Below are 16,436 nucleotides of genomic sequence, written 5' to 3' on the forward strand. Positions count from 1 at the left end.
CGAGGGTAATGCAGAAGACATCACGCGGCACCACGCCCGCCGCAGACACCTACCGCGAACGGCTCACGCCGTCGCTGTGGACGCTCGGCGCGGCCGCCGTGCTCGCCCCCATGGTCGCGATGGTGTTCGTGCCGTTCGACAAGACCCTCGGTCTCGTGGTCGGCGTGGCGCTGGCGGTGGCGGTGATCGCCCTGTTGATCGGCGCCGCGCCGCGGGTCGAGATCGCCGGAGGCGAACTGCGCGCCGGGCGCGCGCACATCCCGGTCGCCCTGCTCGGCTCGGCCGATGTGCTGATCGGCGAGGAGGCGCGCCACGGGCGCGGCCCGGGTCTGCGCCGCGACGCGTGGCATCTCATCCGCAGCGGCATCGACGGCCTCGTCCGGGTGCCGGTGACCGACGCGGACGACCCGACGTCGGAATGGGTGATCTCGTCGCGCACGCCAGACCGTCTCGCGGCCGCGATCCGCCGCGCCCAGCGGCACGGCGGATCGGGATCGAGCGTGGATCGGGGCTGAGTCAGCTGTCGCCGAGCGCGCGGGCCTCAGGCCGCGCACTCGGTGCAGATGGGTCCTGCCGCGCTCTCGTGGTCCAGCTGCGAGCGGTGCTTCACCAGGAAGCAGCTCACACACGTGAACTCGTCGACCTGCGGCGGCAGCACGACGACGTCGAGCTCGAGGTCCGACAGGTCCGCGCCCGGAAGTTCGAAGCCCGAGGGGTTGTCGGCGTCCTCTGCGTCGACCGATCCCGACAGCTTGTCCGGAACGCGCTCCTTGAGGGCCTCGATCGACTCGCTGTCGTCCTCGTTCTTGCGGGGTGCGTCGTAATCGGTGGCCATTCCTGAAGGTCTCTACTTTCCCAGATGTGTGATGCCTGCCCGAACGGGCGGCGATAGTCTGCATGACGACGGGGTTTTTCGCAAATGCGAATCGGGTCGGATGTCTTCCGCCGCCGCAGACGTGCGATGAAACGGGCGGCACGCCAGCGATATTCCCTGCCGATCCGGCCGCGCGTGCGAACATTGGCGCACACCCGCAGACGGAAAGGCGCGGTTCGCATGGAACAGCTCAGAGTCATCGGATCCGAAGACGAAGCCCTCGTCCTGGCGACCGAATCCGGGCAGCGCTTCACCCTGGCCGTCGACGCCGTGCTCCGCGCCGAGCTGAAGCGCTCGCATCGCCGGGACGACGCCGAGAGCAGGGGCCCGCGCCCGAGTCCGCGCGACATCCAGGCACGCGTCCGTGCGGGGCTGTCGTCGGCCGAGGTCGCCGAGGCGCTCGAGATCACGGTCGAGGACGTCGAACGGTATGCAGCCCCAGTGCTCGCCGAACGCGAGCACATGATCGGTCAGGCCCTGTCGGTGCCGGTGCTGGTCGCGGGCGACCTCGACGGCTCCCCCACCTTCGGCGACGCCGTACGCGCGAAGTTGAACGACGCCGGCGCGGTCGGCGAACGGTGGACGAGCTGGAAAGAGCCGACCGGCTGGATGCTCAAGCTCGAGTTCACGGCCGGCGACGTCGCGCACGACGCCCGCTGGGGCTTCGACCCGCGCCGCAGCACGCTCTCGCCGAAGAACGCCGACGCGACCCAGCTGTCCCGCCAGGGCCCCCTGCCCGACGGGCTCATCCCGCGCCTGCGCGCGCTGGACACCCCGACCAGGGACGAGGCACCGACGGCGGCAGCGGACAGCGTCGAGTTCGGTCCGCGCCGTCTGCAGGCCGCGACGGATGACGGGGCGTCCGCCGCCTCGTCACCGTCGCCGGTCGCCGCCGCCGTGCAGCAGGCCGCGATCAAACGTGCTCCCGAGCAGTCGCAGACCTCGAGCGAGACGGCCGACCTGCTGGAGGCGCTGCGCCGCCGCCGCGGTCAGCGCACGCCGCTGCCCACCGAGCTGGACGAGCCGGAGTCCCTCGAGCAGTCGCCGGTCCACGCCTCGGCGCAGTCCTCGGCGCCGCAGGTCTCACCGGTCGCGCTCTTCGAGGCACCCGAACCCGAGTCCGAAGACGACGGGGATGCCGCAGATGCCGCGCAGTCCGCTGCCGAGCGACGCACGGCGACGTCGGGTGAGGGTCGCCGCAAGGGTCGCCCGTCCATGCCGTCGTGGGACGAGATCGTGTTCGGAGCCCGCAGCGACGACAGCTGAACGAGCGCGCGTCAGGCGAAGGCGCCCAGCCGGATCAACGGCACCTGGCGCTCCTGGTCGGTGAGCGAGCCGTGCTGGCCGATCATCCTCTGCGGCGCCTTGTCGGCCAGCCGGTCGTCGTAATAGGCCACGCCCGTGCGCGCGGCCACCAGCACGTCGCCGATCCGCGCCGTGACCGCCGCGTCCACCGCGCCGAAAAGGCCCGCCCCGATCGCCTCGTCGCGTGAGAACACCCAGGACCGGCCCGACTCCGAGGCCCGCCACGCGTCCAGCACCCGATCGGACCGCCCCTCCTCGGCGTACAGGTGCAGCATGCGAGGCTCCCCCGCGATGTGACGCACGTCGTCGACCAGACCGTCGCCGTCGGCGAGCAGCACCTGTCGGTGCCGCGGCACGTCGATCATGCCGTGATCGGCGGTGACCACCGCCCCGACGGTCGGCGGCAGGGCCGTGGACAGATCGCGGGCCGCGGCATCCACCCGCTCGAGCGCGGCCGACCAGCGGTCGGACTCCCAGCCGTGCTTGTGGCCGACGGCGTCGAGGTCGGGGGCGTACACGTAGACGAGGGCTCCGGGATGCCGCGCCGCGAGCTCTGCGGCGATGAGAACGCGCTCGCCCACCGACGCGGCCGTGTGCATCTGCGCGCCGCGCAGAGTGGCCTCGGTGAGGCCCGAGCCGACGAACTTCGGCAGCGACACGACGAAGCACGGCCGCCCCGCCGATGCCTCGCGCGCCAAGATCGGCTCTGCGCGCTGCCACGTGAACGGGTCGAGCAGACCCTCGTCCCATCCCTTGAGCTGGTTGGCCACGACGTCGGTCCCGGGAATGCGCGCGCGGTACCCGACGATGCCGTGCTCCCCCACCGGCACGCCGGTGAGCAGACTCGTCAGGGCCGATGCGGTCGTTGACGGGAACACCGTGCGCGCCACGTCGCGCTTGGAGCGCGCGGCGGTCAGGAACCGGGCGTGCCCGGCTCGCGCCGACAGATTCTGTGCGCCCAGCCCGTCGACGACGAACACGATCGCGCTGCGCGCGGGAGAGAACCAGTCCGACGATCCGCTCAGCGCGGCAAGCAACTGCGGCACGACGCCGGTGAGGCTCCGGGCGCGGGGCGGGTCGGCCGGTAGGCTGAGGGTCATCGGGGCCAGTCTCGCACATCCTGACCGTGCTGCCCCATCCACCCGAGATCCGGAGACGCATGCCTGCCAAGCCCCCAACGACGCCGACCCCGAACCAGGAGCGCATCGAGGACGTCGACGTCTCGGCGGAGATGCAGGGCTCGTATCTCGAATATGCGTACTCCGTGATCTACTCGCGCGCGCTGCCCGACGCGCGCGACGGACTCAAGCCCGTGCAGCGGCGCATCCTGTTCCAGATGGCCGAGATGGGCCTGCGCCCCGACCGCGGCCACGTCAAGAGCGCGCGCGTGGTCGGCGAGGTGATGGGAAAGCTCCACCCGCACGGCGACAGCGCGATCTACGACGCGCTCGTGCGGCTCGCCCAGCCATTCACGATGCGGGTGCCGCTCGTCGACGGCCACGGCAACTTCGGCTCGCTCGACGACGGGCCGGCGGCCTCCCGATACACCGAGGCGCGCCTGGCGCCGCCCGCGCTGGCCCTCACCGAGAGCCTCGACGAGGACGTCGTCGACTTCGTGCCGAACTACGACGGCCAGTTCCAGCAGCCCGAGGTGCTGCCGGCCGCCTTCCCGAACCTGCTCGTCAATGGCGCGTCGGGCATCGCGGTCGGCATGGCGACGAACATGGCCCCGCACAACCTGATCGAGGTCAGCGCCGCCGCCGCGCACATGCTCGAGCACCCCGAGGCGACCCTCGCCGAGCTGATGGAGTTCGTGCCGGGCCCCGACCTGCCCGGCGGCGGCATCATCACCGGCGTCGACGGCATCAAAGAGGCGTACGAGACCGGGCGCGGCGCGTTCCGCACGCGTGCGAAGGTTTCGATCGAATCTCTCGGTCCGCGCAAGACGGGTCTGATCGTCACCGAGCTGCCGTACCTCGTCGGGCCCGAGCGCGTGATCGAGAAGATCAAGGACGCGGTCACCGCCAAGAAGCTGACCGGCGTCTCGGACGTGGCTGACCTCACCGACCGCAAGCACGGGCTGCGGCTGGTGATCACGGTCAAGACCGGGTTCGACCCGAAGGCCGTGCTCGAGCACCTGTACCGGCTCACCCCGCTCGAGGACTCGTTCTCGATCAACAACGTCGCACTCGTCGACGGCCAGCCGCAGACGCTCGGGCTGCGCGACCTGCTGCGCGTGTACCTCGATCACCGGCTCCAGGTCGTCACGCGCCGCAGCGAGTACCGGCTCGCCCGCCGGCGTGAGCGCCTGCACCTCGTCGAGGGGCTGCTGATCGCGATCCTCGACATCGACGAGGTCATCCAGGTCATCCGCGGGTCCGACGACTCGGACCAGGCGCGCACGCGCCTGCGGGACGTGTTCGATCTGTCCGAGCCGCAGGCCGAGTACATCCTCGAGCTGCGCCTGCGGCGCCTGACCAAGTTCTCGCGCATCGAACTCGAAGCCGAGCGCGATCAGCTCAACGCCCAGATCGCCGAGCTGGTCGAGCTGCTGGGCAGCGAGGTGCTGCTGCGTCAGCAGGTAGCCCGAGAACTGGATGCCGCGGCCGAGGCGTACGGCACGCCGCGGCGCACGCTGCTGCTCGACGGCGCGACCGCCAAGGCCCGCTCGTCGCGCCAGACGCCCGTGCTCGAGATCGCCGACACCGCGTGCCGCGTCTTCCTCTCGGCCACCGGACGCATGGTGCGCGCCGACATCGCCGAGACGGGCGTGCTCGCGCCTGCGCGGCGGTCGAAGCACGACGCGATCCGCAGCGCGGTCGACACGACCGTGCGCGGCGATTTGGGCGCGGTGACCTCGTCGGGGCGCCTGGTGCGGTTCTCGCCCGTCGACCTGCCGGCGGTGCCGGGCAACTCGGTGCAGCTGGGCGCCGGCACCCGCATCGACCAGTACCTCGCCCTCGCGAAGGGCGAGCACGTCGTGGCGATCGTGCCGCTCGCCGAGAACCCGCCGATCGCCCTGGGCACGGCGCAGGGCGTGGTCAAGCGCGTCGCCGCGACCGAGCTGTCGAACAAGCCCGAGGTCGAGATCATCGCGCTCAAGCCCGGGGACCGGGTCGTGGGCGCGGTCGTCGCCCCGGACGACGCCGAGCTCGTGTTCGTGTCCGCCGATGCGCAGCTGCTGCGGTTCGCGGCATCGGCGGTTCGGCCGCAAGGCCGCTCGGCCGGAGGCATGGCCGGCATCCGGCTCGGCGCCGGCGCCGAGGTGTTGTTCTTCGGCGCCGTGCCCTCGGACGCCGACGGTGTCGTCGTGGTCACGATCGCCGGCTCCACGCAGGTACTCGCCGGCGCCGACACCGGCAGCGGCAAGGTGTCGGACTTCGCCGAGTTCCCCGGCAAGGGCCGCGGCACCGGCGGTGTGCGCGCGCAGCGGTTCCTGAAGGGCGAGGACGCGCTCACCCTCGCGTGGGTCGGCGCCGCGCCGCGCGCGGTCGGCACCGACGGCGCCGTGCGCGCCCTGCCCGAGGGCGGCGCTCGCCGGGACGGCTCCGGCACGCCGCTGGACGGCGTGATCGGCGCCGTCGGCACCGCGATCGGCTGAGCGCGCCAAACGCCGAATGAGCCCGCGAGCGCGGAACGGAGAGCGAGCGCGGGCCCTCACCGACTGATCCGCCAGGCGGATCAACCGGTGAGCGCGCGCACCACGGCGTCGGCGAGCAGCCGGCCGCGCAGGGTCAGCACGATGCGTCCGCCGACGGCGGCGGGGCCCTCGACGAGCCCGTCGGCGATGAGCCCGGCCACGGCTGCGCGACGGTCACCCCGCAGCTCGGCCACCGGCATCCCGTCGTGCAGGCGGGTGCGCAGCAGCACCGACTCGAGCTCTCGGGCGGTCGCATCGGGCCGTTCCCGGCCGGCCGCCGGGGACGAGCCCGCGGCGAGCCGCTGGGCGTAGGCGGCGGGGTGCTTGACGTTCCACCACCGCAGGCCGGCGACATGGCTGTGCGCCCCGGGCCCGAAGCCCCACCAGTCGGCACCGCGCCAGTACGCCAGGTTGTGCCGGGAGCGGTGCTCGGGTCCGCGCGCCCAGTTCGACAGTTCGTACCAGTCGAAGCCCGCCTCGGCCAGCAGCCCGTCGGCCAGCTCGTACATGTCGGCCTGCAGATCGTCGTCGGGCGCGGGCACCTCGCCGCGGCGGATCTGCCGCGCCAGCTTCGTGCCCTCTTCGATGATGAGCGCGTAGGCCGACACATGGTCCGGCTCGAGGCCCAGCGCCGTCTCGACCGAATTCCGCCAGTCCGCCAGCGACTCCCCCGGCGCCCCGTAGATCAGATCCACGCTGACATCCAGGCCCGCCCGGCGCGCCGCTTCCACCGCGGTGCGCACGTTGTCGGGGTCGTGCGTGCGGTCCAGGGCCGCCAGCACGTGTGGCACCGACGACTGCATGCCGACCGACAGCCGGGTGACGCCGGCCTGCGCGAGCGCGGCGGCCACGGCATCCGACACCGTGTCGGGGTTCGCCTCGACGGTGATCTCGGCGTCGGGCTCGAGCCCGAACGCGTCGCGCACGCCGGCGAGCATGCGGGCGAGGTCGCCCGCCGGCAGCAGCGTCGGCGTCCCGCCGCCGAAGAAGACGGTGGATGCCGCGCGCAGCGCGTCTGCGTCCCCCAGAACGCCTCGCGCCAGGTCGATCTCGCGCAGCAGGGTGCCGGCGTACTGGTCCTGCCGCGCTCCACGCAGCTGGGTGGCCGTGTAGGTGTTGAAGTCGCAGTAGCCGCAGCGCACACGGCAGAACGGGACATGCAGGTAGACGCTGAACGGGGTCGAGAGCCCGACGGTCAGGTCCGCCGGCAGTGCGCCGTCGGAGGGCGCGGGATCGCCGAGCGGAAGGGCGGATCCCATCAGGCCGACGTCGAGTACAGCGGCGAGATCGCTCGCAGGTACCGCTGGAACAGCGCCCTGCGGCGCCGCTTCACGAACGGCGGGTAGAGCTTGTACAGGAACGACCGCGGGGCATCGAACGCGCGGACGGTGAACCACACCTCGTCGTTGTCGTACCAGTCGATCATGAACGACTCTTCGCCGGTGACGACCGATCCGCTCACCGTACCGAGCGCGAAACCCACCCGCCGCGGCTCTTCGATCGCGAAGATGACCCGCAGTTCGGCATCGGCCTTCATGCCCGCGGCACGCCCGCGCACGCGGATCGTGGTGCCGGACCCGACCCACGGCGTGCCGTCGGCGTCGAAACGCTGGTCGGCCTCGAGCCTGCTGGGCGCGATCGGGTGACCCTCGTGGTCGAAGCCGACACCCGAGTACATCGGGCCCGCGGCCGGGCGGACGTCGCTCACGGTCAGGCCGCCGTCGCGCAGTGCACGCCACGACAGCAGGGCCTCCGACGCCGTGTGGAACCGCGCCTCACCGCTGCCGATCCGCCACGACTCGTGGGCTGGGATGCTGCGTTCGGGGGGGTACTGCATCAGGTCGGGTGCCTGCGTGGCCCCGACCGCGGCGTAGTCCACCGTCTCGTCACGGAAGGTCCCTCGGCGCATGCGTTTCAGCCTACCCAGGTCATGCTGGGAGCGGCGTCCAGACTCCCTGCGCGGTGTCACCTGCGCACGCCGCCGGAATGACATCCTGTCATCATGCCGTCCGTTCGCCCCCAGGTCCCTGCCGCTGACCAGGTGCTGCGCATCCTCACGTTCATGGCGCACCGGGCCGGTCCGGTCGCGGCATCCACCATCGTGCAGCGGCTCGAGCTGCCACGCTCGACCGTCTACCACCTGCTGCGCACGCTGGAGGACAACGGCTTCGTCGTGCACATCAGCGATTCGCGGCGCTGGTCGCTGGGCACCGCCGCATTCGAGCTCGCCGGCGGGTACGCCCGGCAGGTGCCCCTGGCGCGGCTCGGCCGTCCGCTCGTGGCCGGGCTCACCGACCGCCTCGGCGAGTCCGGGCACCTCGCGATCATGTCGGGCCGCGACGTCGTCTACATCGTCGAGGAGCGCGCGCCGCGCCGCCCCGCCCTGGTGACCGACGTGGGCGTGCGGCTGCCCGCACACCTGACCGCGAGCGGGCGGGCCATGCTGGCGGCGCTGCCCCGTCCGCAGGTGCGTGCGCTGTATCCGGATGCCGCAGCCTTCGCCGGGCTCACCGGGGTCGGCCCTCAGCGCCCGCGTGAACTGCGCGAGCTGCTGCGGGTCACACGCGCCGACGGCTATGCGAGCGAGGACGGCGACGTCACCGAGGGCATGCGCTCGGTCGGCGTCGCGGTGCTCGACCCGGCCGGCTGGCCGGTGGCCAGCATCGCCACCACCTGGCCCGCCGACAAGGAGCGCGACGTGCAGGCGTTCGTCGCGGCGCTGCGCGCGACGGCGCACGAGCTCGAGCGGCGGCTCGGCTATCTCACCGCCTCGAGCGACTCACGCGGAGCCTGACCGCCCCGGCACGACGAGCCCGAGCTCGTACGCGGCGATCACGGCCTGCACGCGGTCGCGCAGGCCGAGTTTGGCGAGGATGCGGCTCACGTGCGTCTTGACCGTCCCCTCGGACACGTGCAGTCGCCCGCCGATCTCGACGTTGCTCAGCCCGTGGGCCAGGGCCGACAGCACATCGCGCTCGCGCTCGGTGAGCGTCGCGAGCGGCCCGTCGCCGACAGCGCCGGGCGGCGGATGCGCGACGTACTGCTCCACGAGACGCCGGGTCAGCGGCGGGGCGAGCAGCATGTCGCCGGCGACGACCTGCCGGACTGCGGCCAGGATCTGCTCGGGTCCGGCGTCCTTGAGCAGGAAGGCGCTCGCCCCGGCGCGCAGCGCTGCATACACGTACTCGTCGAGGTCGAACGTGGTGAGCATGATCACGCGCGTAGCGGGAGAAACGGCGAGGATGGCGGGGACCGCGCGGATGCCGTCGACCCCCGGCATCCGCACATCCAGCAGCATCACGTCCGGCCGGTGCACGCGGGCCAGCGTCACCGCTTCGCCACCGTCGCCGCCCTCGCCGGTCAGTCTCAGGTCGGACTGGGACTCGACGACCATGCGCAGACCCGCCCTGATGAGCGGCTGATCGTCGACGATCGCGACCGAGATCATGCGGGACGCTCCGCCAGCGGCAGGGCCGCGCTGATGACGAACCCGCCGTCCGGCCGCGCGGACGCGGTGACCGTGCCGCCGAGGGCAGCGACCCGCTCGCGCATGCCGACGAGCCCTCGACTGCCGCCGGTGACGAGCGTGGCGGCCGTGCCCGCCGCGCTCGAGACCTCCACACGCACGGAATCCACGGGCCGGGAGGCGTCCCGCTCGCGGCGGATCTCCACCGTCGTGGCGACGGAGCCGGCGTGCTTGAGCACGTTCGTGAGCCCTTCCTGCACGACGCGGTAGGCGGCCAGCTGCACCCCGGCGGGTACGACCGCGCTCAACTCATCGCCATCGGCATGCAGGTCGTGGATGCGCAGGCGCACGGGCAGGCCGAGCTCATGCATCCGCTCGCACAGGGCCCGCACGTCGGCCAGTGTCGGCTGCGGGGCCGGGGCACCGGCATCCTCCCCGTCCCTCCCGGCGGCGCGGACGCCGCCGAGACCGCGAGCAGCGTGCGCAGCTCGCCGAGCGAGTCCTGTCCCAGCCGCTCGATGCGTCCGAGCGCCTCGACGGCGAGGTGCGGGTCGGATGCCGCGGCCAGCCGGGCGCCGCCCGCCTGCATGACGATCACCGTGATCGTGTGCGAGATGATGTCGTGCAGTTCGCGCGCGATCCGGGACCGTTCGCGCGATGCCGCCTGCTCTTCGGCCTGCGCGCGTCCGACCTCCTGACGCAGCGCGTCGTCGCGATACCGTGCCCAGCTGCGCGCGAACAGGCCGAGCGCCCACGCCCCGGCGAGCAGCGCGCCGTCGTAGAGCAGGTCGCTGGGGTCGGCCATCTCGGGGTAGCGCAGGGCGATCACTGCGATGGACACAGCGCTGATCCCCGCTCCGGCGATCCGCCGCCAGGCCTGCTCCTCGTGCCGGGCGCACGAGTACAGCGCCACCAGCCAGGGGATGAACTCCCCCCAGTAGCCGAGCGCCAGCGGCACGAACCAGATCGGCACGGCGAGCACGACGACGATCCCGCACAGCGCCGGCAGGGGCAGCCGTCGACGTAGCAGCAGCAGGGCGCACACGAAGGTCATCGGCACGGCCGAGGTCCACGGCGCCGCGGTTCCGACGGCATCGCTCAGCCCGTATGCGAGGTCGAGCAGGCCCGCGGTCCACAGCCCCGCCGCCGGCGCGATGTCCATCACGGCGTCGCGCCAGCCGCGCGTCCGCGCGCGCTGAGGGGCCTGCGCTCGTGTGTGCACGGCCTTCTGCATGGCACAACAGTAGACCCCGGCATCGTCCCCGGCATCTGTCGTACGACGGATGCCGGTTCGCTCGTGCGGCCGAGGACGAGTGGCCGTCGTGCCGATGTGTGGTGCGGATGCCGCGCACAGGCTGGTCGCGAAGCGGCGCACGGGGCGCCGCGAGGAGGTTCACATGGAACAAGGACAGACACCGGCGAACCCTGCGCGCTGGCGGCTCATCCTGTCGGGGCTCGTGTCGGGGCCGGCGCTGCTGGTCGTCTCGAACGGGTTCATCGTCGCAGAAGCGCCGGGCGGCATGCGGGCGACGTTCGACGCGATGGCGGCGCAGCCCTGGCTGCTGCTCGTGCAGTCGCTGGCCGAGGCCGTCGGCTTCGTCGTGACGCTCGCCGCGTTCGCGGCGGCGACGCGCGCGGTGCACACACGCGGGGCCGGGATGTCGGTCACCGGGGCGGTGCTCTGCGTGATCGGCGCGGTGGGATTCGCGTGGTCGGCCGCAGGCGGCGTGTTCCTGTCGGTGCTCGCCCGGATGGCCGATCAGGACGCCGGGTTCGCCGCCGCCATGGCGCTGACCGCGGACCCGGCCAGCGGCACCGTGATCTCGGTGCTCATGTATGCGGGCGAGGCGGGCATTCTGCTGGTGCTGATCGGGATGCTGCGCGCCCGGCTGATCCCGGTCTGGCCGATCGTCCTCGCCGTCGCGGGCATCGTCGCCGATTCGGTGCTGCCGGGGATGTGGTCGGGGCTCACCGCCGACATCCTGCTGCTGGCCGCGGGCCTGTGGACCGCGCTCGGCCTGCGCCATGCGGCACGCCGGCGCACGTCCGGCGGGGTCGCTGCGATCGCGGGCGCCCTGTGACCTGTCGGCGCCGCCTGCGATCGTGGCCGGCGGCGCCGGCTACTTCTTGTCCTTGCCCTCGACGTCGCCCGACAGGGCGGCGATGAACGCCTCTTGAGGGACTTCGACGCGCCCGACCATCTTCATGCGCTTCTTGCCCTCCTTCTGCTTCTCGAGGAGCTTGCGCTTGCGCGTGATGTCGCCGCCGTAGCACTTGGCCAGGACGTCCTTGCGGATCGCGCGGATGTTCTCGCGGGCGATGATGCGGGCGCCGATCGCCGCCTGGATCGGCACCTCGAACTGCTGGCGCGGGATGAGCTTGCGCAGCCGCTCGGTCATCATCGTTCCGTACGAGTACGCCTTGTCGCGGTGCACGATCGAGCTGAAGGCATCCACTCGCTCGCCCTGCAGCAGGATGTCGACCTTCACCAGGTCGGCCTCCTGGGTGCCGTTGGGCTCGTAGTCGAGCGACGCATAGCCCTGCGTGCGGCTCTTGAGCTGGTCGAAGAAGTCGAACACGATCTCGCCGAGCGGGATGTTGTAGCGCAGCTCGACGCGGTCCTCGCTGAGATAGTCCATGCCGAGCAGGCTGCCGCGGCGAGACTGGCACAACTCCATGACCGTGCCGACGAAGTCCTTGGGGGTGAGGATCGCGGCCTTCACCATGGGCTCGGACACGCTCGCGACCCGACCGTCGGGGTACTCGCTGGGGTTGGTCACGGTCACCGACTCGCCGATGTCGGTGGTCACCTCGTAGACGACGCTCGGCGCGGTCGTGATGAGGTCCAGGTCGAATTCGCGCGCCAGCCGCTCGGTGATGATCTCCAGGTGCAGCAGGCCGAGGAACCCGCAGCGGAACCCGAAGCCGAGCGCCACCGACGTCTCGGGCTCGTACACGAGCGAGGCGTCCGACAGCTTCAGCTTGTCGAGGGCCTCGCGCAGCTCTGCATAGTCGCTGGCATCGATCGGGTACAGACCTGAGAAGACCATCGGCTTCGGGTCGGTGTAGCCGGCCAGCGCCCTGCCGGCGGGCTTGCGGGCGTCGGTGACGGTGTCGCCGACCTTCGACTGGCGCACGTCCTTCACCCCGGTGATGAGGTAGCCGACCTCGCCGACGCCGAGACCCTTGGTGGGCACCGGCTCGGGGCTGGACACGCCGATCTCGAGCAGGTCGTGCGTGGCGCGCGTGGACATCATCTGGATCTTCTGGCGCGGCTCGAGCGCCCCGTCGACCATCCGCACGTAAGTGACGACACCGCGGTACGCGTCGTACACGGAGTCGAAGATCATCGCCCGGGCCGGGGCCTGCGCGTCGCCGGTCGGCGCGGGGATCCGCTCGACGATCCGGTCCAGCAACTCTTCGACGCCCTGGCCGGTCTTTCCTGACACGCGCAGCACATCGTCGGGCGAGCCGCCGATGAGGTTCGCGAGCTCCGCCGCGAACTTCTCCGGATCGGCCGCGGGAAGGTCGATCTTGTTCAATACCGGGATGATCTGCAGATCGTTCTCGAGCGCCAGGTAGAGGTTCGCGAGCGTCTGCGCCTCGATGCCCTGCGCGGCATCCACCAGCAGGATCGCGCCCTCGCACGCGGCCAGCGATCGCGAGACCTCGTAGGTGAAGTCCACGTGCCCGGGCGTGTCGATCATATTCAGCGCATACGTGCCGTCCGCCCCGGCCCACGGCATCCGCACCGCCTGGCTCTTGATCGTGATGCCGCGCTCGCGCTCGATGTCCATGCGGTCGAGGTACTGGGCGCGCATGTCGCGGTCCGAGACCACGCCGGTGATCTGCAGCATACGGTCGGCCAGGGTGGACTTGCCGTGGTCGATGTGGGCGATGATGCAGAAGTTACGGATCCGCTCGGGAGCCGTCGCCGACGGTTCGAGGGGGTGGAGTGCGCGTGGGGACATATCCTGTCGATTCTACGGGGAGCGCCCCCGGCTCACCGCGCAGGTGCGCCCGCGTGAGCGCTTCGTACTCCTCGTCCGACAGTTCGTCATACGAGGCCGCCTCGCGCCGGTCGCTGCGCATCCAGCGCACGAGCAGGATCACGAGCACCGGCACGTCGGCGACCTCGGAGATGAACCACAGGAAGTCCGCTGCGAGATGCTGGTCGTGCATCGGGCTCGGCCACCAGGCCGCCGTGCTGCTGAACACCGGCGCGTGATCGAGGATCGTCACGTTCAGGCGCATGAGGATCCCGGGGACCGAATCGATCACGAGCTCGACGAACGCGAGGAGGAACTCGACCGTGATGAACAGGCTCGTGCGCACGCCGGTGAGGGCCGCCAGCGGCAGCACCATGATCAGGCCGAGCACCGGGACGACGATGCCGAGCACGGCCTCGATCCACGGCGTGCCGCGCAGCACCCACGAGATGGGGGTGAGGAACAGGCAGAAGACGGATGCCACGAACAGCGTCGCGAACATCGCGTTGCCGAACAGCCGCACGATGCGCAGACGCAGTGCGCGGGCGATGCGGGCGGCGCCCGCCGGGCCGGTGGCCTGTTCGACGAGGGCGAGGGGCTGTCCAGCCGCGAGCAGGGCGGGGACGGCGAAGATCAGCAGCGCGATGCGGGTCGTGAACGCCCAGCGCAGCTCGCTCGAGTAGACCCCGAAGAACCCGAGCTCGATCACCGCGTACGAGCCGAGTCCCGGCCCGAGGAACATCGCCGTGCGCAGCAGCGGCCACGTGCCGCCCCGCCGTCGCACGGCGCGCACGCCGACCAGATACGACGCGGCCGCGACGAACAGCACGCCGATCGTGAGGGGGTCGGCGCGCCACGTGGTGAGGAAAGTGACGATGGGAGGCGTGAGCACAGATTACGCCTGTTCCCTTCGACCGGTTCCCGGACCTCGTCCGGCGTTCCCCTTACGCTCGTGGCAGACGATGACGGGCGGGAGGCGACGGTGACGGTTCAGGTGGTGCTCGTGCACGGCATCCGCACGTCGGCGACGATGTGGCGGGCCCAGCTCGACCATCTCGCCGCCGTCGGCGTCCCGGCCGTCGCGGTCGACCTGCCCGCGCACGGGGCCCGCATGACCGAGCCGTTCTCGCTGGACGAGGCGTTCGCGACGATCGAGCGGACGGTGCAGGATGCTGCGGCCCGCGGTCCGGTGCTGCTGGTCGGCCACTCGATGGGCGGGCTGCTGTGCACGGAGTACGTCGGTCGCGAAGACCGACCGCCGGTCGCCGCGTTCATCGCCGCGTCGTGCACCGCGATCCCCCGGGGCGCGGGGCTGGCCGCCTACCGCTTCCTCGCCCGAGGTATGGATGGCCTGCCCGACCACGGCATGTGGCTGGCCGACCGCGTGCTGGACCTGACGCTGCCGCCCGAGACGCGTGCCGACTTCGGCGCGGGCGGCTATGCGTTCGCCGCGCAGGACGTCGCGCTCGCCTCATTGTCCGTGCTCGACTTGGTGGCGGCCCTGCGCCGCATCCGCATTCCGATGTGGTTCGTGAACGGTCAGTACGACCAGCTGCGGGTCAACGAGAAGCTGTTCACCGGTCTGGTCCCGCACGCGGAGCTGATCGTGGTGCCGCGCACCACGCACCTGGTGACCGCGATGCGGCCGCGTGTGTTCAACGCTCTGCTGGATCTGGCGATCGCGACGCTGAGCGCTCCCGGGCATATCCCGACATGATCGCGCCGGCGATCGACAGCACGGTGCTGACGATCAGCAGCATCCAGAAGCCGCCGACCAGGGCCACGAGCGTCGCCCCGACGAGCGGTCCGACCAGCTGGCCGAGCGCCGCCGACGTGTTCACCAGGCCGAGGTCGCGCGCGTGGTCGTCGGGGTGCGGCAGCAGGTCGGTCGCGAACGCGAGACCCACGGTCGAGAAGGCTCCGTAGCCGAGTCCGAGCACGCCGGCGGCGATCATCGTCGTGGTGAAGGACGGCGCCACCACGATCACGACGGCGGCGATGGCCTGCACGAGCGCCGAGACCACGGTCAGGACGCGGCGCGCCCCGGTGCGGTCCGACCACCAGCCCGCGAGCACCGAGGCGATCACGACGAAGATCGTGTAGACCACGATCACCAGCAGCAGGTTGTCCTCGGCGGCCTTCTTCTGCTGCCCGAGCCCGTACATGAGGAAGAACAGGAAGAGGGTGGTCGGCAGCGCGTTGCCGACGTTGACGACGAACCGGCCCCACACGACCCAGGCGAAGTCGCGGTCGCGCAGGGACTCCCACGGCACGCCCCGCCGCTCGAGGGCGCTGCGTGCGCGCTTCGGGACGGGGTCGGGCAGCAGGGCGGCGGTGGCGCTGCCGACGATGGCGATGAATGCCGCCAGCACCAGGTACCCGGCGAACACGCTCAGCCCCAGCAGCACGACCGCGCCGACCCCGACGACGATGCCCACCGCCTGGGACGCGCTGGCGGACGCGGATGCCGCGCCCCGCTGCGACTCGGGCAGCTGGTCGGCGATCAGCGCGGTGAACGCCGCCGAGGCGACGGCGATGCCGATCGAGACGCCCGTCCAGGCCAGGCCGATCATCCAGGGGCCTTCGGCGATCCCGGTGCACACCAGGCAGATCGCCGTGAGCAGGCTCGCGCCCACCGCCCACGGCCGGCGACGGCCCCAGCGCGAGCGGGTGCGGTCCGACAACGCGCCCGACAGGGGGCCGGCGATGATCCCGGCCAGGCCCCCGACCCCCAGCACGATGCCGGAGTAGACCACGCCGTACACCCACGTGTTCCGCGCGCCCGGGGTGTCGAGCTGCGAGGGCAGCAGCAGCTGGACGGGGGTCAGCTGCACGGTCCAGATCGCCAGCCAGGCCAGCGTGAACAGGATGAACCAGCCGGTGCCGACCCGGTTGCTGCGCTTGTGGGATTCCGCGGTGTCCACACGTGTGCCCTTCCGATGGGATTGCGATGCCGGACCTGCGACGCGTTCGGAGACTCCTCGGACGACGTCGTGCGAGTGTTCGGGTCACTCGATCTTGGTGCACGAGCGTCCCGGATCGCGAGTACGACGCGCCCGCTGCACGGCGGGCGGGCCGTGGCGACACGGCTCGGGCGGCAGCACGCGCGTCGGCGGAGCAGGTCCGGTCCTGATAGACTCGGTGATTGGCTTGCGTGTGGGT

At 71.6% G+C, this 16,436-nt stretch carries 16 protein-coding genes; 6 read left to right on the forward strand and 10 right to left on the reverse strand.

Annotated features, from left to right (window positions below):
* Positions 1–8 precede the first annotated feature (8 nt).
* The gene (locus tag AC3RX0_RS06055; RefSeq protein WP_491505015.1) at positions 9–515 is read left to right on the forward strand and encodes a DUF3093 domain-containing protein; all 507 of its coding nucleotides are present in this window, start codon (positions 9–11) and stop codon (positions 513–515) included.
* Positions 516–541: 26 nt separating this feature from the next.
* On the opposite strand, the gene AC3RX0_RS06060 is transcribed toward AC3RX0_RS06055, so the two are convergent.
* On the reverse strand, positions 542–835 hold the full coding sequence (locus AC3RX0_RS06060; RefSeq protein ID WP_491505016.1) for a DUF4193 domain-containing protein: 294 nt from the start codon (positions 833–835) through the stop codon (positions 542–544).
* Positions 836–1,054: 219 nt separating this feature from the next.
* Here AC3RX0_RS06060 and sepH point away from each other — a divergent pair, with 219 nt between their 5' ends.
* Positions 1,055–2,140, forward strand: coding sequence for a septation protein SepH (gene sepH / locus AC3RX0_RS06065; protein ID WP_491505017.1), 1,086 nt, complete (start codon positions 1,055–1,057; stop codon positions 2,138–2,140).
* 11 nt (positions 2,141–2,151) lie between these two features.
* Here sepH and AC3RX0_RS06070 read toward each other — a convergent pair whose 3' ends face one another.
* Positions 2,152–3,279 carry an alkaline phosphatase family protein gene (locus tag AC3RX0_RS06070; RefSeq protein WP_491505018.1) on the reverse strand — a complete coding sequence of 376 codons (1,128 nt, stop codon included), beginning with the start codon at positions 3,277–3,279 and terminating at the stop codon, positions 2,152–2,154.
* Between the two features lie 59 nt (positions 3,280–3,338).
* Between AC3RX0_RS06070 and AC3RX0_RS06075 the strand changes: the two genes are divergently transcribed.
* A complete protein-coding gene (locus AC3RX0_RS06075) occupies positions 3,339–5,780 on the forward strand; it encodes a DNA gyrase/topoisomerase IV subunit A (RefSeq protein ID WP_491505019.1) in 2,442 nt (813 codons plus the stop codon).
* Positions 5,781–5,860: 80 nt separating this feature from the next.
* Here the strand turns inward: AC3RX0_RS06075 and hemW are convergent, their stop codons facing one another.
* Positions 5,861–7,078, reverse strand: a complete 1,218-nt coding sequence (hemW, locus tag AC3RX0_RS06080) for a radical SAM family heme chaperone HemW (RefSeq protein ID WP_491505020.1) — start codon at positions 7,076–7,078, stop codon at positions 5,861–5,863.
* Entirely contained in the window at positions 7,078–7,728 is a 651-nt protein-coding gene (locus AC3RX0_RS06085; protein WP_491505021.1) for a DUF1990 domain-containing protein, read from the reverse strand. The genes hemW and AC3RX0_RS06085 overlap by 1 nt, the downstream gene beginning before the upstream one ends.
* A gap of 93 nt (positions 7,729–7,821) precedes the next feature.
* On the opposite strand from AC3RX0_RS06085, the gene AC3RX0_RS06090 reads away from it, so the two are divergent.
* On the forward strand, positions 7,822–8,613 hold the full coding sequence (locus tag AC3RX0_RS06090; RefSeq protein ID WP_491505022.1) for an IclR family transcriptional regulator: 792 nt from the start codon (positions 7,822–7,824) through the stop codon (positions 8,611–8,613).
* Here the strand turns inward: AC3RX0_RS06090 and AC3RX0_RS06095 are convergent.
* Genes AC3RX0_RS06095 through AC3RX0_RS06105 form a run of 3 tightly spaced genes read right to left on the reverse strand, consistent with a single transcriptional unit; the run spans position 8,599 to position 10,519 of the window.
* On the reverse strand, positions 8,599–9,267 hold the full coding sequence (locus tag AC3RX0_RS06095; protein ID WP_491505023.1) for a response regulator: 669 nt from the start codon (positions 9,265–9,267) through the stop codon (positions 8,599–8,601). The two genes, AC3RX0_RS06090 and AC3RX0_RS06095, sit on opposite strands and share 15 nt — an antisense overlap.
* Entirely contained in the window at positions 9,264–9,593 is a 330-nt protein-coding gene (locus AC3RX0_RS06100; RefSeq protein WP_491505024.1) for a sensor histidine kinase, read from the reverse strand. Before AC3RX0_RS06100 ends, AC3RX0_RS06095 begins: the two co-directional genes overlap by 4 nt.
* On the reverse strand, positions 9,590–10,519 hold the full coding sequence (locus tag AC3RX0_RS06105; RefSeq protein ID WP_491505025.1) for a sensor histidine kinase: 930 nt from the start codon (positions 10,517–10,519) through the stop codon (positions 9,590–9,592). Before AC3RX0_RS06105 ends, AC3RX0_RS06100 begins: the two co-directional genes overlap by 4 nt.
* A 163-nt stretch (positions 10,520–10,682) precedes the next feature.
* Between AC3RX0_RS06105 and AC3RX0_RS06110 the strand changes: the two genes are divergently transcribed.
* Positions 10,683–11,366, forward strand: coding sequence for a hypothetical protein (locus AC3RX0_RS06110; protein ID WP_491505026.1), 684 nt, complete (start codon positions 10,683–10,685; stop codon positions 11,364–11,366).
* A 39-nt stretch (positions 11,367–11,405) separates the two neighbouring features.
* On the opposite strand, the gene lepA is transcribed toward AC3RX0_RS06110, so the two are convergent.
* Complete coding sequence (lepA, locus tag AC3RX0_RS06115) at positions 11,406–13,256, reverse strand: translation elongation factor 4 (RefSeq protein ID WP_491505027.1); 1,851 nt, start codon at positions 13,254–13,256, stop codon at positions 11,406–11,408.
* On the reverse strand, positions 13,195–14,166 hold the full coding sequence (locus tag AC3RX0_RS06120) for a cytochrome c oxidase assembly protein (RefSeq protein WP_491505028.1): 972 nt from the start codon (positions 14,164–14,166) through the stop codon (positions 13,195–13,197). The genes lepA and AC3RX0_RS06120 overlap by 62 nt, the downstream gene beginning before the upstream one ends.
* A gap of 90 nt (positions 14,167–14,256) precedes the next feature.
* Between AC3RX0_RS06120 and AC3RX0_RS06125 the strand changes: the two genes are divergently transcribed.
* A complete protein-coding gene (locus AC3RX0_RS06125; RefSeq protein WP_491505395.1) occupies positions 14,257–14,991 on the forward strand; it encodes an alpha/beta fold hydrolase in 735 nt (244 codons plus the stop codon).
* Here AC3RX0_RS06125 and AC3RX0_RS06130 read toward each other — a convergent pair.
* Complete coding sequence (locus tag AC3RX0_RS06130; RefSeq protein WP_491505029.1) at positions 14,930–16,198, reverse strand: MFS transporter; 1,269 nt, start codon at positions 16,196–16,198, stop codon at positions 14,930–14,932. The two genes, AC3RX0_RS06125 and AC3RX0_RS06130, sit on opposite strands and share 62 nt — an antisense overlap.
* Positions 16,199–16,436: the final 238 nt, after the last annotated feature.

It is taken from the genome of Microbacterium sp. W1-4-2, assembly GCF_058349885.2.